This window comes from Bradyrhizobium sp. P5_C12 (genome assembly GCF_054049735.1).
On the sequence record NZ_JBFULU010000001.1, the window covers coordinates 266,806 to 287,719 of the forward strand.

The following is a 20,914-nucleotide window of genomic DNA, read 5'->3' on the forward strand; positions in this document are numbered from 1 at the left end:
GTATGCAGCGGTAGGCGCGAAGATGCGGTCGTGCTGCCTCGTTCAGCGCTCGCCCCTGCGATCCGATTCAGGTCGAGCTCGAAGCGCCGTCCGCAAGACGACACCGAAGAGAATGGCTGCGACTGGCCAATGGAACCAGATCTTATGGCTCGTGAAAACATTGATCAGAATCAGAAAGGCCGAGACCGTGAGGGCTGCTGCAACCGGGCGGGGTAGCTTCGCTAGCCAATCCAACACGACTTGCGTCCACGAGGATGGCTCGTGCCTGTCGCCAGTCCGCGGAGCACGAGCTGTCTCTCGGGGAGTTGGGCTTTCCTCGATCGGGAAGCTCCCTTGCCCGGCGGTCCGGCCGCCCAGGGTCAACCGATAGCTGGTCAGGGGAGCAATGTTCTTCATGGGGCGCTGGCCGAGGCAGTCGAAGCCAACGGATAATTTGTTGTGCACCTGATCGTAGACGGAGCTCGAGATCACGACGCCGCCGGGTTCTGCGAGTTCTTGCAGCCGCGAGGCGATATTGACCCCGTCGCCGTAGATGTCGGAGCCGTCCACCATCACATCGCCGAGGTTGATGCCGATGCGAAACCGCATCGGGTTTGCCTGAGGCGCGTCCGAATCCTGCTGGGAGATTTCCTGCTGAATCTCGACCGCGCATTGCACGGCCTCGACGACGCTGGCGAACTCGGCGATCACGGCATCGCCCCAGGTATTCACGATGCGGCCGTCGTGACGCTCGACCAATCGCGCAATGGCCGTGCGGTAGCGGCGGAGCGTCTCCAGCGTTCCGGTCTCGTCTGCTTCCATGAGACGAGAATAGCCGTACACGTCAGCGCACAGCACGGTGGTCAGTCGTCGCTTCACCTTGTCGTCGGTCATGGTTCCTACATTAGCCTCCCTGACCGGCAAATGCATCAGGCGTCCCGTAGCCGCCTTACGGCCTGACCTCGCAGACGTCGACCCATTCGGCCGCGGTCAGTTCGGCCATCCGCTCGGGCGTGATGCGCACGGCGCTGTGGGTCGAGCCTGCGGCCGGCACCACCACGTCGAACGCCTTCAGCGACACGTCGCAATAGACAGGCAGCGGCGACTTCAGCCCGAACGGGCAGACGCCGCCGACCTCGTGGCCGGTGATCTCGGCGACCTCTTCCAGCCCCAGCATCTTCGGCTTGCCGCCGAACGCAGCCTTCACCTTCTTGTTGTCCATCCGTGCGGTGCCTGCGGCGACAATTAGGACGACGCGCTCGCCGATCCGCAACGACAGCGTCTTGGCGATCCGCCCGGGCTCGACGCCATAGGCTTCGGCGGCGAGCGCCACGGTCGCGGAGCTGATCGGGGATTCGATCACGGAGATGTCGGGGGCTTTCTCGGCGAAGAAGGCGCGAACGGATTGAAGGCTCATTCCAAACTCACGGGCGGGCGGCGATCCTCAGGCGACACCTGGCAGCTCGGAGAGCGAACGGACACGGTGGTCCGGCGCAAAGCCAAGCTCGTCCATCTGGGTGCGGATCGCCTTGAACATCGTCAGCGGTGCCACGAGTTCGTTCTCGACGCAAGCCAGCGCCATGGCTTCCGGCGTCACCCGCTCGATCCAGGCGACGTTCAGCCCGAACGACTTGGCGCCTGCCGCGTCCCAGGGATTGGACGAGACGAACAGCACCTCATTCGGCGCGGTGCCGAATGTCTCGCCGATCAGCTCATAGGCCTCCGGAGATGGCTTGAAGACCTTCTTCGCATCGACGCTGATCGTGGCGTCGAGCAGGCGGTCGAGCCTGGTGTTGCGCACGAGCGCGTCCAGCATGTCCGGACTGCCATTGGAGAGGATGGCGAGCTTTCGCGGCTTCAATGCCGCTAACGCGCTCGTTGCGTCCGGATAGAGATCGAGGTGCAGATATTTCGCGATCACACGCTCGAACGCCTCGCGCTCATAAGCGAGCCCGAGCATGCGCAGCGTATAGGCGAGCGAGTCGCGCGTGACGGCCGTAAAATCCTGGTAGCGCCGCATCAGCGACCGCAACCAGGTGTATTCGAGCTGCTTGATCCGCCAGACCTGCGTGATGATCTCGCCGTAGCCCGGAAACGCATCCTCGGTGATCTCCGCGACCGACTGTATGTCGTAGAGCGTTCCGTAGGCGTCGAAGACGACGGCCTTGATGCTCATTGGCTCGCTCCTTCGGGATCTTTGCGGGGGCGCACGGACAATACCGAAACTGCCCGGTGCGCGGCAAGGTCGGCGCCTTCTTCAAAAAATCGTCACCCCGTCGACCTCGCGCGGCAGATTGACACTGCCGCCGGCAGGCGTTTAACTCGGTGTACGGGGATTTGCGATCTCCCCGCGAGGCGACATGCCCAAGTATCGCGTCCTGGTCACCAAGGACGCTGCATGTCTTCTTTCATCTCGATCTCATCACAGAAATTGTCCCGTCAATTGGTGCCGCCAGCGCGCCGGCCCTCGTCGATGTCCGTATCGACCAGGACCGCGCGGACTATTTGCGCGCGCGACAAGACGGCGAGCACCAAGAGCTAGCGAGCACACGGGGCACGTTGGGGACGACGATCAAGTGGAGGACTCCATGACCACGAATACCGACCGCCGAGACTTCATCAGGGGCGTCGGGGCCGCCGCGGCATCGACCGCACTACTCGCGGGAACGCAAGCCCTTGCGCAAGCCAATCAGCCAACAGGAGCCAAGCCAATGACATACCAGCCCAAGCCGATGCCGTTCGATCCGAAATCCATTGCCGGCATCTCGGAGAAGGTGCTCGTCAGCCACTACGAGAACAACTATGTCGGCGCCGTAAAGCGACTCAACGCGATCGGAACGCAACTCGCCGAGCTCGACTTCGCGAAAGCTCCGAACTTCGTCATCAACGGCCTGAAGCGCGAGGAACTCGTCGCGTCAAACTCGATGATCCTCCATGAAATCTATTTCGACGGGCTCGGCGGTGCCGGCAAGCCGAGTACGCCACTCGCCGACGCGATCGCGCGCGATTTCGGCAGCATGGAGCGGTGGCGCGCGGAGTTCTCCGCCATGGGCAAGGCCGAAGGCGGCGGCTCCGGCTGGGTGATTCTTTCCTACTCGCCGCGTGACAAGCGACTGGTCAATCAGTGGGCCGCCGACCACACGACGACGCTGGCGGGCGGACGCCCCGTGCTGGTGCTCGACATGTATGAGCACGCCTATCACATGGATTATGGCGCCGCGGCCGCGAAATATGTCGACATCTACATGGAAGCGATCAAATGGGACAACGCTGCAACACTGTACGATCAATACAGGCGGGAAGCTTAGACGTCGTGCAAAAAATGAGCGTAGCGCTCTTGGGGGCGGCGTTGTTCCTATTGTTGGTGGAAGGAAACGCGATGGCAGAAACTGTAAATTTTGACAACGCAGCAACCGGCGCAGCGCCCGAAGGCTGGACACTGACGATGACGGGTCGTGGCCAGCCCAAATGGACGGTCGAGGTGGAGTCGACCGCGCCAAGCAAGCCGAACGTGCTGAAACAATCCGGTCAGGCGACGTTTCCAGTGGCGCTCCGGAACGGCACCAGCATCCTGGACGGGTTCGTCGAGGTCAAGTTCAAGGCGATCGCAGGCTCCGAGGATCGTGCGGCCGGTATTGTCTGGCGCGCAAAGGATGCCGACAATTACTATGTCGTGCGGGCCAACGCGCTTGAAGACAATGTTGTGCTCTACAAGACGATCAAGGGTGTTCGCAGCGCGCTCGATATCGTCGGCCGGAAAGGCGGCTATGGCGTCAAGGTATCGGTGCCATCAGGTCAATGGCATTCCCTACGTTGCGAATTCGCGGGAAAGCTATTCAAGGTGACGTATGACGGCAAGCCGATGTTCGAGGTCGAGGACGAATCGATCAGGGACGCCGGCATGATCGGCTTGTGGACCAAGGCCGACAGTGTCACCGTATTCGACGACCTGACATACGGTGCGCTGAACTAACGTCGGCGTCGACCTGCTCACGTCGGAGAAACCATGCTCGCTCGAAATCTGCTTGCGGCCACCGTCCTGTTGATGCTCGCGCACTCGGCAATGGCGCAGGAGCCGCTCACGACCTACAAATCGCTGAGTCCCGAGCTGGCGCTTGATCTGGCCCGGGCATCGCTTGGCGATTGCCGATCACGCGGGTACCAGGTCACTGTTGCGGTCGTCGATCGCTTCGGGGGGACACAGGTGATCCTTCGTGACAGGTTCGCAGGCGCTTACACCGTTGCAACGGCCTCCGGCAAGGCGTGGACCGCAGCAACGTTCCGTACCAGCACCACCGAACTGAATGCCGTCAGCCAACTTGGCATGATGCAGGCCGGTATCCGCAACCTCCCCGGCACGGTCATTATAGGCGGCGGATTGATTGTCGAAGCGGGCGGCTCGCTGGTCGGAGCCGTCGGTGTGTCTGGGGCACCTGGCGGCGATGCTGACGAAGCCTGCGCCAGGGCCGGAATCGACGCCATACGCGACAAGCTGGAGTTTTAGGGTCGCCTTGCCAGCCTCAGCGGATCGTTGCAGACGCACGGACTATGCAAGGCGCCGCGAAATCGATCCAAGACGGAAACGCGCATTTGGCACCACTCCGCCGGCGGCGAACTAAAGCTTTATGACGATCTTGCCGAAATGTGAGCCGGTCCGGAGATGTGCATACGCTTCGGGGACCTCGTCGAAGCCGTAGACCCGATCGACAGTCGGGCGGAGGGCATGTTCGGTCAGGAAGCGGTTCATCGCTGCGAAATGTGCGACCGATCCGACAGTGACACCGATGATGTCGGCATTCTCCCACTGAAGGCGCGCGAGGTCGGGCTTCGGGCCGAATCCTGTCAACACACCGACCTGAATGATCTTGCCACCCGAAGCGACCGATCGCAGCGATCGGTCATAGGTGCCGGGACCTCCGAGTTCGAGGATATGGCTGGCGCCTGCGCCATCCGTCGCCTTCATCAGCGCGACATCCCAGTCGGGCGTGTCGCGGTAGTTGATGAGGATCGAGCCGCCGAGCGCCTTGGCACGGGCAAGCTTTTCATCCGAGGAGGAGATCACGATCGCACGCGCGCCCAGCGCCACTGCGAGCTGAAGCCCGAACAGGGCGACGCCACCTGTTCCCTGGACGAGCAGCGTGTCGCCCTTGCCCATCCCGCCGCGTGCGATGAGGCCGTGCCAGGCCGTGACGCCGGCACAGGGCAGGGTCGCTGCTTCGACTGCGGACAGGTGCGCCGGCACGGCCACCAGCGCGGTTGCCGGCAGCACGACATACTCTGCCAGCATTCCGTCCAGATTGTTGCTGCCGAGGGCGGACGCAATGTAGCCGGCTTTGAACGGCCCTGAGACCCAATCGCGAAAGTAGGAAGCGGCAACGCGGTCGCCCACCTGCCATCGCGTGACGTCGCGGCCTATGGCGTCAACGATGCCGGCGCCGTCGCAGAGCGGCACGCGGCCGTCGAGCGCGCCTTGGCCCGCTCGCTCGAGGATCAGCAGGTCGCGGTAGTTGAGGCTGGCCGCTTCGACACGGATGCGAACTTCTCCGTCAGCGGGCTCAGGTTTGCCGAGATCGACGCGAACAAGGCGGCCAGCACCAGCATGGCCATTCAAATGATAGGCTTTCATTGTTGCACCCTTCACAAGCAGCATTACTTGGATGAGCGCAGTCTGTAGGGTCTGACAGCACTGTCAGGGTCAAGAGGTTTTCAGATGAAAATTGGCGAACTCTCCCGGAGGACGGGGGTCAGTGTCCGGATGCTGCGCTACTATGAAGGTGAAGGGCTGCTTGCGCCGCAGCGGACCGGCTCGGGCTATCGCGACTATGGCCCGGCGGAAGAGGAGACGGTTCGGCGGATCAAAATGCTTGGCTCTGCCGGGATGACGCTCGAAACGATCCAGCGGCTGCTTCCGTGTGTGCGGAACAATGATCCAGCCTTCACGCCGTGCAACGAGCTGCGAAGAATACTCGCTCAGCAGGTCGGCCTGATCGACGAACGCATCGAGACACTCAGCCAGAGCCGCACAATTCTCGCTGGCTACCTCGCAAGCGTGAATTGATCGCGCATCTCGTGCGCCAACGTCCGCCCTGGGGCCATGAGCGGACCTCGTGCAATCTTCGGTGCGGGCCGCCACAAGGGGCTCCGGCGGCCTCGCCAATTGATGAGTACGCGCCTAGATCCCCAGAATCTTGCGCGCGTTGGCCTTCAGCACCTTCGGCCGGATCTCGTCGCGGATGTCGATCTTGGCGAAATCCGACAGCCAGCGGTCCGGTGTGATCACCGGCCAGTCCGAGCCGAACAGCATCTTGTCCTGGAGGATCGAGTTGATGTAGCGCACCAGGATCGGCGGGAAATATTTCGGCGACCATCCGGACAGGTCGATATAGACGTTCGGCTTGTGGGTCGCGACCGACAGCGCCTCCTCCTGCCAGGGGAAGGAGGGATGGGCGAGGATGATCTTGAGGTCGGGGAAGTCGGCCGCGACGTCGTCCATGTACATCGGGTTGGAATATTTCAGCCGCATGCCCATGCCGCCGGGCATGCCCGAGCCGACTCCGGTCTGGCCGGTGTGGAACAGCGCGATCGCGCCGCCATTGTTGATCTCTTCGTAGAGCGGATAGGCCATGCGGTCGTTGGCGTAGAAGCCCTGCATGGTCGGATGGAATTTGAAACCGCGGACGCCGTATTCCTCGATCAGCTTGCGCGCCTCGCGCACGCCGAGCTTGCCCTTGTGCGGGTCGATCGAGACGAAGGGGATCAGGACGTCGAGATGGTCGGAGGCGATCTCCAGCATCTCTTCGTTCTTGTAGCGGCGGAAGCCGGTCTCGCGCTCGGCGTCGACCGGGAAGATCACCGCGGCGATGTTCTTTGAGCGGTAGTAGGCCGCGGTCTCCGGCACGGTCGGCGGATGCTTGTGCGGCGACTTGAAATAGTCCGCCATCTGCGCCTGGAAATCGTCATAGCCGTCGTCGGGATGGGTGCCGCAGGGCTCCTCGGCATGGGTGTGGATGTCGATGGCGACGACATCGTCGATATTGGGCAGCTTCAGCTTCGGCATTGGTGTCCTCCCGACGGGTTGCCAAATTGATTATATGATATAACGAAATTGGCAAGGCTTCGCGGTGCGCCGGCCGAAGGTGACCGCTGCGATGGGGCCGTTTCAGCCCTATCCCGAGGTTAATCGGGTCGGAATGGCCTGTCTGCATTGACATCCGGTCCCGCCATGCCTTAAGAACCGCCCCGTCCCGGGCGGTCGGTCCGCCAGCGGGAAAAATCTCATTTTGCCACATTCGCGCGTGCCGAAACGGTAGTGCCGAACACGGCCTTTCGAACGTTCAGGATTCCGCCATGAAGGTCCGTAACTCGCTGAAATCGCTGCGCGGTCGTCACCGCGCCAACCGCCTGGTCCGCCGCAAGGGCCGGGTCTATGTGATCAACAAGGTGCAGCGCCGCTTCAAGGCTCGCCAGGGCTGATTTCGCCCTGCCGGACGCCCCGCGCGCGCCCCGCAAGACCACGGTCTCACACGAGTTTGACGCCGCCTTTGCTTTGCAAGGGCGGCTTTACGCGTCTAGACTTTGCCCATGGCAGTGAGATTCCTTTTCGCGCGCACCCTGTGTCTGGCCCTCGTTCTGGCAACCGCCGGCCTCGCGCCGGCGCTGGCGCAGCAGATTGAGCCGCCGAGCCCGCCCGGCAAACAGAAGAAGCTCCCCGAGGCGCCGGCCAAGCTGCCCAAGGTCGACCGCAGCAAGAACCTGGACTTCCTGTTCGGTGCACTGAAGGCCGCGCCCGACGAGGCCAGCGCCAAGCATGTCGAGGCGCGGATCTGGGCGATCTGGATCCAGACCCCGAGCGACACCGCCTCGCTGTTGATGTCGCGGGCCAAGACCGCGGTCGATGCACAGAAGATCGACGTCGCGATCAAGCTGCTGGATTCGGTCATCAAGCTCAGGCCCGACTACATCGAGGCCTGGAACCGCCGCGCCACGCTGTACTACATGCAGAACGACTATGGCCGCTCGCTGGCCGACATCCAGCAAGTGCTGATCCGGGAACCCCGCCATTTCGGCGCGCTCGCGGGCCTCGGCATGATCATGCAGGAAGTCGGAGACGAGAAGCGCGCGCTCGAGGCCTACCGCAGGGCGCTCGCCGTCAATCCGCACCTCGACAAGATCCCCGACCAGGTCAAGTCCCTGACCGAGAAGGTCGAAGGCCGCGACATCTAGAGCACGATCCGGACCCGAAGGGCCGCGTAGCGCAAACTGCGCCGCGGCGTTCCGCAAAGATCGTGCTCAAACAATAAGGGATAACTCGATCATTTCTTGAGCGATTGCGGCGCGCGCGGATTAACCACGATCGCATGCCTTGCGCTGTGAGGGGTATTGCCGGAACGGCCGGAGGCCTACCTGCATGGCAGGAGCAAAGCCATGAAGCGTTCGATCTTTGCAGCTGCATTGCTGCTGGCGTCGGGGACGGCAAGTCTCGCCGACGGTCTGTTCTGGGTGGTCGGCAACCGCGCCACCGGCAAATGCGACATCGTGACCAGCAATCCCGTGATCATAGGGAACATCTGGTTCGGCGACGGGCCCTACACATCCATGGCCGATGCCAAGCTTGCCCGCTCGACCATCCGTGCCTGTCCCGCGATCGGTCCCGACGACGACAAGAACCAGGACGACACGAACTAGGCTTAATGCAGGACGCTGCCGCCGCGCTCGGCGAGGCCTTGATCGGCGGCGGCCGCATAGAGTTTTGCAAGCTCGGTCTCGAGATGCTCATTGATCAGGAGCAGCGCCCGCACGGCACCGCGCAGGTCGCCGTTGCAGCTTGCGACGATCTCGTCGATCGCAGTGTCGTTCGATCGGAAACTCATCGAAAATCCTCCGGTTCAAACCAGGACAAATCCTGCCGGTCTTTCCCGCATTCCCTTGGACTGCGAGGAGGATCGGCGCCCACCCGCGCCTAGATGGCGGAACCGACCGTGGCGATTATATGGAAACTGCGATGACGACTGCATGAAGCTGGTCCGGAGCTTGCGCGCCGCAGATAATATCGTTGATTTTATTGCATTTTTTCGGATTGAGATTATGCACATATCCACAGCCCCGGCTTTTTCGGTGGAGGCGCCGGGGCCGGGTGGCCGAAACTGCCGCGTGCCATAACCCGTAACTGCCATGTGCCCTGGAACGCCCGGATTCTCTCCATGATCGTGATGTCAGTCGTGACGGCGCTGGTTCTGCTGGCGCTGGTCACGCAGGCCGGCGTCGTCGCCGTGCAGCGCGCCTTTCCACCGCAGGGCCGGATGATCGAGGTCGACGGCGCGACCCTTCACGTCGTCGATATCGGCCCGCGCGAGCCAGGTCCGCCGATCGTGATGCTGCACGGCGCAAGCTCGAATCTCGAGGCAATGCGCCGTCCGCTCGGCGACCTCCTCGCCAACAACCATCGCGTCATCCTGATCGATCGTCCCGGCCATGGCTGGAGCACGCGGGCGCGGCGGCAGGATTCGACGCCGCAGATCCAGGCGCGGATGATCGATGAGGCGCTTGGCAAGCTCGGCATCGCGCGCGCGATCGTCGTCGTGCATTCCTGGAGCGGGGCGCTTGGCGCGCGGCTGGCGCTCGATCATCCGAACCGGGTCGCCGGCCTCGTCATGCTGGCGCCGGTCACGCATCCCTGGCGCGGCGGCGTCGGCCGCTACAACGAGATCATCGCAATGCCGGTGATCGGCCCGCTGCTCGCCTACACCGTCACGCTGCCGCTGGGGTATTTCGTTGCCGAGGCGGGTGCGCGCAACGTCTTCCTGCCGCAGCTCATGCCGGACGGTTTCGTCAAGGACTCCGCGACGCCGCTGCTCCTGCGCCCGCGCGAGTTCATCGCCAATGCCTATGATCTGGTGACACTGAAGGAGGCGGTGGCCGCGCAAGCCCCGCGCTACGGCGAGATCCAGGCGCCGGTCGTGATCATCGCCGGCGAGCCCGACAAGACCGTGTCGACCAATATCCACGCCCGCCCGTTCGCGGCGATGGTGCCGAATGCAAAGCTGATCGTGCTGCCCGATCTCGGCCACATGGTGCAGAACGCGGTTCCGGATCTCGTGAAGACGGAAATCGAGACGATGATCGGCGAGATCGTCCCGGTGCAGGCGGCCGCCGATTAGCGGCCGCCTCTCACGCGCTTACTGCTTGGTTTTCCCGTCCTTGTCGAACTGCGAGACGTAGGCCCAGAGATTGTTGATCTCGGTCTCGTTCTTGACGCCGGCGAATGCCATCTTGGTGCCGGGGATCTTGGCCTTGGGGTCCTTGATGTATTCCTTGAACACGGCCTCGTTCCAGGTGATGCCGGAATTCTTGTTCGCGTCCGAGTAATTGTAGTCCGGCGCGGTGCCCGACTTGCGTCCGTCGAGGCCGTTGAGTTCGGGGCCGACCTTGTTCTTGGCGCCTTCGCCGATTGCGTGGCAGGCCAGGCATTTGTTGAACGACGATTTGCCGGCCGCGACATCCTGCGCCATCGCGGCGGATGCAGTGGCAGTCACGGTGAGGGTCATCAGTGCGCCAAAAGTCAGTTTTTTCATCGGGTGCTCTTCGTCTCTTCCCTGGTGGGTCTCATGTCTGGTCGGCGATCGTCGGGCCTTGCCGGTTTTGGCATGGCCCGCTCGGCTTGGACAAGCCACGAAACCATGACAGGTTTCACGATTTCCGACTTGTCCCAGAGCGAACTTGGTCCGCAATTGCCGTTCCGACTTTCGGATGGCCTACCCAAACCACCGCTGACGTGGTTGATTTGTCGTGATAAATCGATCGTGCGGCGCGGAGCCGGAAGGAACATCCAATGGCCATCATGATGCCCGCAGCCGACCAAGCGGTGCTCGCGCGCCGCGCCGAGATCGTGGCTGCATTGCGCGCAATCGTGCCCGGCGAAGGCGTGATCGACAGCGCCGCCGAGATGCGGGCCTATGAATCCGACGGGCTCACGGCCTATCGACAGCCGCCGATGGTCGTGGTGCTGCCCGATACGACCGAGCAGGTCTCGCTGGTCCTGAAATATTGTGCCGCCCACGGCATCAAGGTGGTGCCGCGCGGCTCCGGCACCTCGCTGTCCGGCGGCGCGCTGCCGCTCGAGGACGGCGTGCTCTTGGGGCTCGGCAAGTTCAAGCGCATCCGCGAGATCGATTTCGACAACCGCGCCGTCGTCACCGAACCCGGCGTCACCAATCTCGCGATCAGCCAGGCGGTCGCGCATGCCGGCTTCTACTATGCGCCCGATCCGTCGTCGCAGATCGCCTGCTCGATCGGCGGCAATGTCGCGGAAAATTCCGGCGGCGTGCACTGCCTGAAATACGGCATGACCACCAACAACGTGCTCGGCTGCGAGATCGTACTGATGAGCGGCGAGATCCTGCGCATCGGCGGCAAGTCGGCGGAAAATTCCGGCTACGATCTGATGGGCGTCATCACCGGCTCCGAAGGCCTGCTCGGCGTCATCACCGAGATCACGGTGCGCATCCTGCAGAAGCCGGAGACGGCGCGCGCGCTGATGGTCGGCTTCGCAGAGGTCGAGGCCGCCGGCGAATGCGTGGCGCGCATCATCGGCGCCGGCATCATTCCCGGCGGCATGGAGATGATGGACAAGCCGGCGATCCATGCCGCGGAAGCCTTCGTCCATGCCGGCTATCCGCTCGATGTCGAGGCGCTGCTCATCATTGAGCTCGACGGTCCCAAGATCGAGGTCGACGAGCTGATCACGCGCGTCGAGACGATCGCCAATGGCTGCGGCTCCACCACCTGCCAGATCTCGACCTCGGAGGCCGAACGCAACCTGTTCTGGGCCGGCCGCAAGGCGGCGTTCCCGGCCGTCGGCCGCATCTCGCCGGACTATCTCTGCATGGACGGCACCATCCCGCGCGGCGCGCTACCGAAGGCGCTCGCGCGCATCCGCGAGCTCGGCGAAAAATACCAACTCGGCTGTGCCAACGTGTTCCACGCCGGCGACGGCAATCTGCATCCGCTGATCCTCTACGATGCCAACAAGCCCGGCGAGATCGAGCGTGCGGAGGCGTTCGGCGCCGACATCCTGCGCGCCTGCGTCGAGTTCGGCGGCGTGCTCACCGGCGAGCACGGCGTCGGCATCGAGAAGCGCGACCTGATGCCGGAGATGTTTTCGGAAGTAGACCTCAACCAGCAGCAGCGGCTGAAATGCGCCTTCGATGCGCAGGGCCTGCTCAATCCCGGAAAAGTGTTTCCGACCCTGCACCGCTGCGCCGAGCTCGGCCGCATGCATGTCCACGCCGGCAAGCTGGCGTTTCCGGACATTCCGCGGTTTTGAGGCCTGCCCTGGCCGGGCTCAGAGGGGCTGCGCGATATCATCGTGGAGCAGGAAGTTGATGCTCTCGCGCCAGAGCGCCGACCTCATGACCTCGAAGTGCAGCAAATGCGTGCCGCGACCGATCTTGATGTCGCGCCTGCTGGGTGATCCGCTGAAGCTGTGGAACAGCCATTGTGCGTCCGCATCCGGCAGCAAGCTGTCCCATTCGCCGCGGATGATGGCGACCGGAGAGCGGATCTTCGCCGGGTCATAGGCGAGCTGGCCGCGCCAGGCCTTGCCGATGTCGCTGGCCGGACCCATGGGGACCTTGACGCTGGCCGGATTGCGGGTGCGGCTTTCCGGATCGCTGTCGAGATAGAGCCTGCTCCACGCGTCGAAGTGCACGCGAGACAGCACGGCGGGCTCGCGCGCCGGGACATCCTCGATGAAACGGTTCCACTGCTCCTCGGACGTGACAATGCGCCAGGCGGACAAGTCCGGCGTTGCTTCGACGCTTTGCGCATCGCGCCGGCCGATAGGCGCGAACAGCACGAGGCGATCAACCAGCGCCGGCTGCATTCCGGCAAACAGGCTCGCCGGCATTGAGCCCCAGGAGTGTGCGATCAGTGACAGTTTCTCGATGTCCTGGCGGTCGAGGATGAACGCTACGGCCGCCGCGAGCTGCTCCGCAGCATCCTGCGCGGCGCAAAGCGGAGGGCTTTCGAAAGGCGGCTTGTCCATCTCCGGATAACGGTCGGATTCACCGTAGCCGTAGAAGTCCAGTCCCCAGACATCGAAGCCTGCCTCGCAAAGTGCGTCGCGCCAGGACGTGCCGTCAAATCGATGCGCAATCGAAAGCGCGGAAGGAAAGGTCGCGCCGTGGACGTAGAGCACGGCGCGAGGTGGCTGCGCGGGCTTGCTGTCTGCGGGCAGGAACCGCAGAAAAAGCGACAGATCCTTGCGTGGACCGGGGATGCGAAAATGCTGTTCGCGCGGATCGAGGAGGGGCGAGGCCGGCCGCTCTTTCATGGCAAGCGCCTGTGACGGCTACAGCAGCGCGTATTGCGCCCGCTCGCGCCTTGCGAGCAGCGGCAGCGCTTCGCCGGCGATGTAGGTCTTGAAATGGGCGCTCTCCTGGTGCTCCTTGAAGGCCGCCTCGTCGCGGAACAGTTCGTAGAACAGGAACTGGGCCGGATTGTCCTTTGCGCGCGAGATCAGGAACAGCTTGACGCCGTTCTCGCGCTGCGCCTCCGGCAGGAAGCGGTCGAGGATCGCGGCGACCTTGTCGGCCTCGCCCGGCTTCGCCTCCCATTGCGCGACGACGAGCAGGCCGCCGCCGTCGACGGCGTCGCTGAGAGATTTCTGTGTGGCATAGTGGTTCATGGTCCTTCCTCCTTGCTGCTGGGCTTGAGATGACGCCGCCGTCCATGGCGAGAGATAGATCGCCAGCACGGCCCCGAAGGCCCGGACGACGGACCTGCGGCTGAACGCTTCGTGGGTGCGCGGCACCGGCCGCTCATGTGTCGATCGCATGTCTGTCTCCATCGGTTGGTCTCGATCGCGATCGGCGCAGATTTGTAGCGACGGCCCGGCGGCTTTGGTTCGCCGCTCGTCGAAGTGTCGATGTCGTGAACGCTTCGATTTCGATCGAAACGTCGCAGTGGGGTCCGTGCAGCTGGCGTGATGGATTTTCGTCAGACGGCGGAGCCGCAATGCCCCTGTCGCGGCTGATGGACGGGCGCATGCAGGTGGCGGGCGGGCCGGCACCACGCGGCATTTGATTTCGGTGCGGAATTTCGTTACCCGCTACAAGGGTGGATACGCTCAGGGTCAGAGACGCCAAAGACGTCGAAGAGGTGGTGCGCGCGGCGATTGCCAACGAGCAGCCGCTCGAGATCATCGGCCATGGCAGCAAGCGCAGCATTGGCCATGCGATGGCGACCAACGCCATGCTCGACCTCTCCGTGCTGAGCGCGGTGACCGCCTACGAACCCAACGAATTGATCGTCACGCTCCAGGCCGGCGCGCCGCTGGCCGACGTGCTGTCGCTGATCGATTCCAAGAACCAGCAATTCGCCTTCGAGCCGATCAACACGGCGCCGCTGCTGGGCACGCCGGTGCTCGGAACCATCGGCGGCATGATCGCGGCTGGCCTCGCCGGGCCGCGTCGCATCAAGGCGGGCGGGGCGCGCGACCATCTGCTGGGCGCACACGCCGTGTCCGGCTTCGGCGACAGCTTCAAGACCGGCGGCAAGGTGGTGAAGAACGTCACCGGCTACGATCTCTGCAAGCTGCTGGCGGGGTCCTGGGGCACGCTGTCGGTGATGACCGAGGTCACGCTCAAGGTGATGCCAAAGCCGGAAGCCGAGCGGACGCTGCTGCTCCGCGGGCTGGACGATGCCGCGGCCAACAAGGCCATGACCGCGGCGCTCGGCTCGCCCTTCGACGTCTCCGCCGCCGCACATCTGCCGAAATCGGCGTTCCGGGGCAAGATGGAAGGGCTCGGCGACATCGCAAGCCAAAGCGAGGCGTTGACCGTGTTGCGGCTCGAGGGCATCACGGCTTCCGCCGCCCATCGCGCCGGCTCGCTGCGGGAGCTGCTGGCGCCGTTTGGAACCGCGACCCTGATCGAGGACGCGGCGTCCTCCGTGCTGTGGGCCACCATCCGCGACGTCCTGCCGTTCGCGGCCAGCGGCGCGCTCGGCGCCTGGCCGGTGTGGCGGATCGTCTGCCCGCCGGCGTCAGGGGCGGCGCTCGGCACGCAATTGGCGCGCGAGACTGGCGGCGACGTGATCTACGATTGGGGCGGCGGGTTGATCTGGGCGGCGCTGCCGCCGAAGCCCGATGCGCATGCGCCAGCCGTGCGCCAGCGCGCAAATGCCGTCGGCGGCCACGCCACGCTGATCCGGGCGGCCGAGGACGTCAGGCGCAGTGTCGATGTGTTCCATCCGCAAGCCCCGGGCGTCGCCGCCCTGAGCGACCGGGTGCGCGCCAGCTTCGATCCGAAGACCATTCTCAACCGGGGCCGGCTGACGCGGGGCGCTGCGGCATGAAGACCGAATTCTCACTCGCGCAGCTCGCCGATCCCGACATTGCGCAAGCCGACAAGATCCTGCGCGCCTGCGTCCATTGCGGCTTCTGCACCGCAACCTGTCCGACCTATGTGCTGCTCGGCGACGAGCTCGATAGCCCCCGCGGCCGCATCTATCTGATCAAGGAGATGCTGGAGAAGGACCAGGCGCCGACGGCGGAGGTGGTCAAGCACGTCGATCGCTGCCTGTCGTGCCTTGCCTGCATGACCACCTGCCCCTCAGGGGTGAACTACATGCACCTCGTCGACCAGGCCCGGGTCAGGATCGAGCAGCGCTATCGGCGGCCGCTGGCCGAGCGGCTGCTGCGCCAGGTGCTGGCCTTCGTCCTGCCGGACCCGCGGCGCTTCCGCGCCAGCATGCGGTTGGCGCGGCTGGCGCGGCCCCTTGCCGTGTTCCTGCCGACGCCGCGGCCGTCGGCCACGCCCGGCCTGATCCAGCGTATCAAGGCAATGCTCGCCCTTGCCCCGAGCCGCCTGCCCGCGCCGGGCCCCGCCGCGGGCAGCGTGTTCGCGGCACTGGGCAAGAAGCGGGGCCGGGTCGCGCTGCTTCAGGGCTGCGCCCAGCAGGTGCTGGCGCCGCGCATCAACCAGGCCGCGATCAACCTTCTCACCCGCCACGGCATCGAGGTCGTGCTGGTCAAGGACGAGCAGTGTTGCGGCGCCTTGACCCATCACCTCGGCCACGACGACGATGCGCTCGCGCGCGCCCGCGCCAATGTCGCGGCGTGGCGGGCGGAGGCCGCAGGCGAGGGGCTCGACGCCATTCTGGTGACGGCCTCCGGCTGCGGTACGGTCATCAAGGACTACGGCTATCTGCTGCGCGAGGATCGCGCGTTCGCAGCCGATGCGGCGCGTGTCTCCGCACTCGCCAAGGACATCACCGAATACGTCGCCGGTCTTGGACTCGCGTCGCCCGCGCGACAGGACAACATCGTCGTCGCCTATCACTCCGCTTGTTCGTTGCAGCATGGCCAGAAAATCACGGCGCTTCCGAAAGAATTGCTTTCCAAGAATGGATTCGTGGTGAAAGATGTCCCCGAGAGCCATTTGTGTTGCGGTTCGGCGGGGACCTACAACATTCTCCAGCCCGACCTTGCGGGCAGGTTGCGCGATCGCAAGGTCGCCAACATCGCGAGCGTCAAGCCGGACATGATCGCCGCGGGCAATATCGGCTGCATGGTGCAGATTGCCAGTGGTACGTCAGTTCCGGTCGTGCACACGATTGAGCTTCTCGATTGGGCTACGGGCGGTTCGCGGCCGGCATTGAATTCGTCGAGCGGCGCCGCATCCGGAGGTGACGGCTGAAGGCGCCCGATCGACCATTGTCTGGCGGCAACAGGAGGACCACGATGGCGAAAGCGAAGAAGAAGAAAAGCAAGAAGGCAAAGAAGGCCAAGAAGACCGTAGCGGCGAAGAAGAAGACCGCGAAGAAGGCGACGAAGAAGGCCGCCAAGAAATCCGCGAAGAAATCAGCGAAAAAATCCGCGAAGAAGTCTGCAAAGAAATCGGCCAAGAAGGCCGCGCCGAAGAAGGCCGCCAAGAAGGCTGTAAAGCAGACTGCAAAGAAGGCCGCCAAGAAGGCGGCGCCCAAGAAGAGCGCGGTCAAGGCGAAACCAGCGCCGGCTCCGATGGATGCTCCGGCGGCCGCTGCTTCGCCTGCACCGGAAACGAGCTGGGCGATGCCTTCGTCCGCCGCGGACCCGGCGCCGGCCGAAGGGCAGGGCTAGGCCCCCTCCGGCATCCTCCAGAACGACTGCAACCAGAAAGGCCGTGGCGGCGACGCTGCGGCCTTTTTGCATCGCCGCAGGCATCTCGGGCAGCCGCCAGGGTCTTGTCGACCGGCTACCAAGCTTTGCTCCAAGCCTTGCCCCCGGTCCGATTCGTAGCGCGGGCGCCACGATCTCCCGAACCCGTACCTACCACGGTGCCTCTGTGCACTTTGGAAGGCAAAATAATGTGATCGGGAAGCAACACATGGTGACAACCTTTCGCGGAATCGTCAGAACGCCTAAAAAGTCGGCAGATGCCCGCGTTTTTTGCTTCACGGTTTGCATCCCTCCCTCCAGATTGTCGCAGTTACGTAATTTTGCAGTCAGGTCGTTTGCCCCGGGGGGCTTCCGGGATCCGACTGGGGTCTGAGAACTGGTGATGGGGATCGAAATGAAAAAAGTGGCTTTGTTGGCAACGGCGCTGGCATTGGTGACGGGTTCGGCTTTCGCGGCAGACATGCCGGTCAAGGCTTTGAAGGCCCCGCCGCCGCCCGCCTTTGATCCCTGGGATATCGCCTTCGGTGGCGGCATCATGAGCGATTACATCTTCCGCGGTGTCACCCAGTCGAACCACAAGCCGTCGGTGGCCGCCTATTTCGAGCCGCGCTACAATGTCAACAAGGACCTCCAGCTCTACATCGGTGCGTCCGCGGAGAGCATCTCGTTCCCGAACCGCGCCGCGGCCGAAGTTGATATCTACGGCGGTATCCGCCCGACCTTCGGCATGTTCGCCTTCGACTTCGGTGTCTGGGGTTACCTCTATCCGGGCGGAAGCTGCTTCGGCTCGCAGGGCACGCTCGCCCAGGGCAATTGCGGCACCGACATCGACTACTCGCAGGGCGCCATCGGCCTTCCGATCAACGGCAACTTTGCCAAGAAGGACGCGAGCTTCTTCGAAGCCTATGCCAAGTTGAACATCAACATCAACGACCAGTGGGTGGTTGGTTTCAACGAGTACTATTCGCCGAACTTCCTGAACCTCGGCGCCTGGGGCAACTACGCTTCGATCACCGCGAAGTGGACCGCACCGAGCACGACCTTCGGCGCCAGCGGCGTCGGCATGTATGTGTCGGGTGAATTCGGCCGCCAGTGGCTCGGCACCTCCGACATCTTCTACGGCATCGCGGGCGATCCGGTTTACGCGAACGGCATCAAGGAGCCGAGCTACAACACCTGGAACGTCGGCGTCGGCTTCACCTACAAGGTGTTCACGCTCGACCTGCGCTACTACGACACCGACCTGAAGAAGGGCGACTGCAACGCCTTCACCAGCGACTTCACCGCGAAGTTTGACGGCAGCTTCACCGCCGTCAACCCGGGTGGCTTCGGCTCCAACTGGTGCAGCGCGGCTGGCGTCGCCAAGCTCTCGTTCGACCTGACGGCGATGAGCAACCTGAAGTAAGTTTCTTCCCGGAACGACTTGACGAGGGCGGCAGAGCGATCTGCCGCCCTTTTGCTTTGGGGAGAGGTGAGGCGGGGTCGACCTCGGGGGCGAGGCTGGCCACGAGATTACAAAGGTGCCCCTGCGGCTTGAAATGTGAGCCGGGAGAGCGGCGCTTACGCCCTGGACTCCGTCCTTGCGAGCGCAGCGAAGCAATCCAGAAATGCCGCCGCGGAGGCAGTCTGGATTGCTTCGTCGCAAGAGCTCCTCGCCATGACGAGGCCCGAGTTGGGGCTGCGGCGTCCCGAGGGCCGGAAGCCGCCCACCCGGTTCTTTCGACGCGATAGTCGGCGAGGGGCGCCTCTCAGCGTGCCGCGCTTGGCTCCGCCGCGGCCGGCTTGCCGGCATCGCCGAGAACGTGAATGTCACCGTGCTCCACCATCGCCATTTTGCGGGTGTGGAAGGCGTCGAGCGTCGAGCGGTGCCCGATCGAGACGATCGTGGCCTGCGGCAGCTTCTCCACCAGCAGCCGGTAGAGCCGGGCCTCGGACGGCTCGTCCAGCGAGGCGGTGGCCTCGTCCAGGAACAGATAGTCCGGCCCATGCAGCAGCGCGCGGGCAAGCCCCAGGCGCTGCTGCTCGCCGAGCGACAGCATCCGGTTCCAGTGGCCGTCCTCCTCGAGCCGCTCGGCGAGATCAGGCAGCCCGACCGCGATCAGCGCGTCCCGGATCCGTGCGGTCTCGAATGCGCCCGGAGCGGCCGGGTAGACCACGGAGTCGCGCAGCAGTCCGACCGGGAAATAGGGGCGCTGCGGCAGCATCATCAGCTTCGCCTTCTCGGGGATGAAGATGGTGCCGGTGCCGAACGGCCAGATGCCGGCGATGGCACGGAACAGCGTCGACTTGCCCGAGCCCGACGGCCCGGTCACCAGCACGCGTTCCGGTGCCTGGACGGCAAACGCGTCGGCAGCGACCAGCGGCGTGCCGTTTGGCAGGTTCACGCAGAGCTGCTCGAGGCCGATACTGCGGTTGCCGCCCGCCGCGCTGAGGGTGATCGCCGGCTCATGCGCCGGCAGGTTTACGGCCGACTCGACCGACATCTCGAAGCCGTCCAGACGCGCGACGATGGCGCGCCATTCCGCAAGCGATCGATAGGCCACGACGAAGAACGACAGCGCACCCTGCACGCTCGAGAAGGCGGACGCCGTCTGCATCATGTCGCCGAGCTGGATCTTCTTGGCGAAGAACGCCGGCGCCACCAGCACGTAGGGAAAGATCACGGCAGCCTGCTGATAGCTCGCCGTGAAGGCGGTGAGGCGCTTGGTCCGGCCCATGATCGCGTACCAATTGCCGATCACGAAGCCGAACCGATCCAGCAGACGGCTGCGTTCGGCGCCTTCGCCCTTCAACAGTGCGATCTGCTCGGAGTTCTCGCGCACCCGGACCAGGTTGAAGCGGAAATCTGCCTCGTAGCGCTGCTGCTCGAAATTGAGGTTGACCAGCGGCGTGCCGATCCAGTGCGTCAGCGCGGTGCCGAAGATCGCGTAGATCAGCGCAATCCAGCACAGATAGCCGGGGATCATGATGTCGGCGCCGAACAGGTGCAGCGGCGCGGCGTTGGAGAGGCCCCAGAGGATGATCACGAACGAGAACAGCGTCACGACCGACGAGAGCAGTCCGAGCCCGATGACCAGGGTCTGCTCGACGAAGTTCTTGACGTCGTCGGTGATGCGCTGGTCCGGGTTGTCGGCGGCGTCGCCCTTGAGCTGCATGCGGTAATGCGTGGAGCCGTCGAGCCATTCGCCGAGATAGTGTTTGGTCAGCCACTGCCGCCAGCGGATCTGGAGCCACTGGTTCAGGTAGAGCTTGTAGACGGCCAGCGCGATTGCGGTGAAGGCAAGGGCGATGAAGATCCAGATCTCCCTGACAAAAGTGTCCCAGTCACTTGTCTGGAGCGAGCTGTAGAACCGGTTCTGCCACTGGTTCACCAGCACGTCGATCGCGACCAGGGCCAGCTCGATCGCGATGACAGCGGCGAGTAGGCCGCGGCCGGCCCATTTGTCTTCCGATCGGAAATAGGGGACGGCGATTCGCCAGACAATCGCGAGCGTGGCGCGGATGTTCTTCACAGAGCTGGATCTCCTGCGGGGGTATGCGCAAATGCCTGAAGCCAAACGCTTGAGACAACGGCGAAAATCAGTGCGCTTAGACTAAAGTCGCAAATTCTGCAATTTGCGTTGGCTTGTCCGCCCTTGCAACCCTAGCATGGGCACAACGGCGCGGGGTGGGGGCCTCCGGGATTTCGCGAGCTTGTGAGCGGACGGGAACCGCTACATTCGCGAGGAATTCGCGTCCAACTCGGGGGTTATCGCCTCAGCGTCAAGCAGGGATCGG

At 63.9% G+C, this 20,914-nt stretch carries 23 protein-coding genes; 13 read left to right on the top strand and 10 right to left on the bottom strand.

The features are described from left to right. Positions 1-42: 42 nt before the first annotated feature. The 3 genes from ACXJMY_RS01245 to ACXJMY_RS01255 are packed head-to-tail and all read right to left on the bottom strand — an operon-like array spanning position 43 to position 2,155. Complete coding sequence (locus ACXJMY_RS01245; RefSeq protein ID WP_456617493.1) at positions 43-873, bottom strand: adenylate/guanylate cyclase domain-containing protein; 831 nt, start codon at positions 871-873, stop codon at positions 43-45. A 55-nt stretch (positions 874-928) separates the two neighbouring features. Next, positions 929-1,396 (bottom strand): YbaK/EbsC family protein, encoded by a 468-nt coding sequence (locus ACXJMY_RS01250; protein WP_456617494.1) that lies wholly within the window; start codon positions 1,394-1,396, stop codon positions 929-931. 27 nt (positions 1,397-1,423) lie between these two features. After that, positions 1,424-2,155 carry a haloacid dehalogenase type II gene (locus ACXJMY_RS01255; protein ID WP_456617495.1) on the bottom strand — a complete coding sequence of 244 codons (732 nt, stop codon included), beginning with the start codon at positions 2,153-2,155 and terminating at the stop codon, positions 1,424-1,426. A gap of 535 nt (positions 2,156-2,690) precedes the next feature. On the opposite strand from ACXJMY_RS01255, the gene ACXJMY_RS01260 reads away from it, so the two are divergent. From ACXJMY_RS01260 to ACXJMY_RS01270, 3 genes are read left to right on the top strand one after another with little or no spacing between them, the layout of a single operon-like run. Next, positions 2,691-3,287, top strand: coding sequence for a superoxide dismutase (locus ACXJMY_RS01260; RefSeq protein WP_028147969.1), 597 nt, complete (start codon positions 2,691-2,693; stop codon positions 3,285-3,287). Positions 3,288-3,301: 14 nt separating this feature from the next. Then, positions 3,302-3,952: a hypothetical protein gene (locus tag ACXJMY_RS01265; RefSeq protein WP_456617496.1), complete on the top strand. Its 651-nt coding sequence runs from the start codon at positions 3,302-3,304 to the stop codon at positions 3,950-3,952. A 33-nt stretch (positions 3,953-3,985) separates the two neighbouring features. Beyond that, the gene (locus tag ACXJMY_RS01270; protein ID WP_456617497.1) at positions 3,986-4,483 is read left to right on the top strand and encodes a GlcG/HbpS family heme-binding protein; all 498 of its coding nucleotides are present in this window, start codon (positions 3,986-3,988) and stop codon (positions 4,481-4,483) included. Between the two features lie 111 nt (positions 4,484-4,594). Here ACXJMY_RS01270 and ACXJMY_RS01275 read toward each other — a convergent pair whose 3' ends face one another. Then, a complete protein-coding gene (locus ACXJMY_RS01275) occupies positions 4,595-5,605 on the bottom strand; it encodes a zinc-dependent alcohol dehydrogenase family protein (RefSeq protein WP_456617498.1) in 1,011 nt (336 codons plus the stop codon). Between the two features lie 84 nt (positions 5,606-5,689). On the opposite strand from ACXJMY_RS01275, the gene ACXJMY_RS01280 reads away from it, so the two are divergent. Next, entirely contained in the window at positions 5,690-6,037 is a 348-nt protein-coding gene (locus tag ACXJMY_RS01280) for a MerR family transcriptional regulator (RefSeq protein WP_456617499.1), read from the top strand. Positions 6,038-6,151: 114 nt separating this feature from the next. Here the strand turns inward: ACXJMY_RS01280 and ACXJMY_RS01285 are convergent, their stop codons facing one another. Continuing rightward, positions 6,152-7,036 carry an amidohydrolase family protein gene (locus ACXJMY_RS01285; protein ID WP_456617500.1) on the bottom strand — a complete coding sequence of 295 codons (885 nt, stop codon included), beginning with the start codon at positions 7,034-7,036 and terminating at the stop codon, positions 6,152-6,154. Positions 7,037-7,326: 290 nt separating this feature from the next. On the opposite strand from ACXJMY_RS01285, the gene ykgO reads away from it, so the two are divergent. The 3 genes from ykgO (at position 7,327) to ACXJMY_RS01300 (ending at position 8,664) form a co-directional block, all read left to right on the top strand. Beyond that, a complete protein-coding gene (gene ykgO, locus ACXJMY_RS01290) occupies positions 7,327-7,452 on the top strand; it encodes a type B 50S ribosomal protein L36 (RefSeq protein WP_006611362.1) in 126 nt (41 codons plus the stop codon). A gap of 108 nt (positions 7,453-7,560) precedes the next feature. After that, entirely contained in the window at positions 7,561-8,202 is a 642-nt protein-coding gene (locus tag ACXJMY_RS01295) for a tetratricopeptide repeat protein (protein ID WP_456617501.1), read from the top strand. Positions 8,203-8,403: 201 nt separating this feature from the next. Beyond that, complete coding sequence (locus ACXJMY_RS01300) at positions 8,404-8,664, top strand: hypothetical protein (RefSeq protein ID WP_456617502.1); 261 nt, start codon at positions 8,404-8,406, stop codon at positions 8,662-8,664. 2 nt (positions 8,665-8,666) lie between these two features. Here the strand turns inward: ACXJMY_RS01300 and ACXJMY_RS01305 are convergent, their stop codons facing one another. Continuing rightward, positions 8,667-8,849: a hypothetical protein gene (locus ACXJMY_RS01305; protein WP_456617503.1), complete on the bottom strand. Its 183-nt coding sequence runs from the start codon at positions 8,847-8,849 to the stop codon at positions 8,667-8,669. 330 nt (positions 8,850-9,179) lie between these two features. On the opposite strand from ACXJMY_RS01305, the gene ACXJMY_RS01310 reads away from it, so the two are divergent. After that, a complete protein-coding gene (locus ACXJMY_RS01310; RefSeq protein ID WP_456617504.1) occupies positions 9,180-10,136 on the top strand; it encodes an alpha/beta fold hydrolase in 957 nt (318 codons plus the stop codon). Between the two features lie 18 nt (positions 10,137-10,154). Here the strand turns inward: ACXJMY_RS01310 and cycA are convergent, their stop codons facing one another. Further along, positions 10,155-10,550 carry a cytochrome c-550 CycA gene (gene cycA, locus ACXJMY_RS01315; RefSeq protein ID WP_456617505.1) on the bottom strand — a complete coding sequence of 132 codons (396 nt, stop codon included), beginning with the start codon at positions 10,548-10,550 and terminating at the stop codon, positions 10,155-10,157. Positions 10,551-10,807: 257 nt separating this feature from the next. Here cycA and ACXJMY_RS01320 point away from each other — a divergent pair, with 257 nt between their 5' ends. Further along, positions 10,808-12,301, top strand: a complete 1,494-nt coding sequence (locus ACXJMY_RS01320; protein WP_456617506.1) for an FAD-linked oxidase C-terminal domain-containing protein — start codon at positions 10,808-10,810, stop codon at positions 12,299-12,301. A gap of 18 nt (positions 12,302-12,319) precedes the next feature. On the opposite strand, the gene ACXJMY_RS01325 is transcribed toward ACXJMY_RS01320, so the two are convergent. Next, positions 12,320-13,309, bottom strand: a complete 990-nt coding sequence (locus tag ACXJMY_RS01325) for an alpha/beta hydrolase (RefSeq protein WP_456617507.1) — start codon at positions 13,307-13,309, stop codon at positions 12,320-12,322. A gap of 18 nt (positions 13,310-13,327) precedes the next feature. Further along, positions 13,328-13,813 (bottom strand): putative quinol monooxygenase, encoded by a 486-nt coding sequence (locus ACXJMY_RS01330; RefSeq protein ID WP_456617508.1) that lies wholly within the window; start codon positions 13,811-13,813, stop codon positions 13,328-13,330. A 281-nt stretch (positions 13,814-14,094) separates the two neighbouring features. On the opposite strand from ACXJMY_RS01330, the gene ACXJMY_RS01335 reads away from it, so the two are divergent. The 4 genes from ACXJMY_RS01335 to ACXJMY_RS01350 all read left to right on the top strand — a co-directional run bounded on the left by ACXJMY_RS01335 (position 14,095) and on the right by ACXJMY_RS01350 (position 18,542). Next, complete coding sequence (locus ACXJMY_RS01335; RefSeq protein ID WP_456617509.1) at positions 14,095-15,333, top strand: FAD-binding protein; 1,239 nt, start codon at positions 14,095-14,097, stop codon at positions 15,331-15,333. Then, on the top strand, positions 15,330-16,676 hold the full coding sequence (glcF, locus tag ACXJMY_RS01340; RefSeq protein WP_456617510.1) for a glycolate oxidase subunit GlcF: 1,347 nt from the start codon (positions 15,330-15,332) through the stop codon (positions 16,674-16,676). Before ACXJMY_RS01335 ends, glcF begins: the two co-directional genes overlap by 4 nt. Positions 16,677-16,720: 44 nt before the next feature. Further along, positions 16,721-17,098 (top strand): histone, encoded by a 378-nt coding sequence (locus ACXJMY_RS01345; RefSeq protein ID WP_456617511.1) that lies wholly within the window; start codon positions 16,721-16,723, stop codon positions 17,096-17,098. 433 nt (positions 17,099-17,531) lie between these two features. Beyond that, positions 17,532-18,542 (top strand): TorF family putative porin, encoded by a 1,011-nt coding sequence (locus ACXJMY_RS01350; protein ID WP_456617512.1) that lies wholly within the window; start codon positions 17,532-17,534, stop codon positions 18,540-18,542. A 343-nt stretch (positions 18,543-18,885) separates the two neighbouring features. Here the strand turns inward: ACXJMY_RS01350 and ACXJMY_RS01355 are convergent, their stop codons facing one another. Continuing rightward, positions 18,886-20,649, bottom strand: coding sequence for an ABC transporter ATP-binding protein/permease (locus ACXJMY_RS01355; RefSeq protein WP_456617513.1), 1,764 nt, complete (start codon positions 20,647-20,649; stop codon positions 18,886-18,888). Positions 20,650-20,914 lie beyond the last annotated feature (265 nt).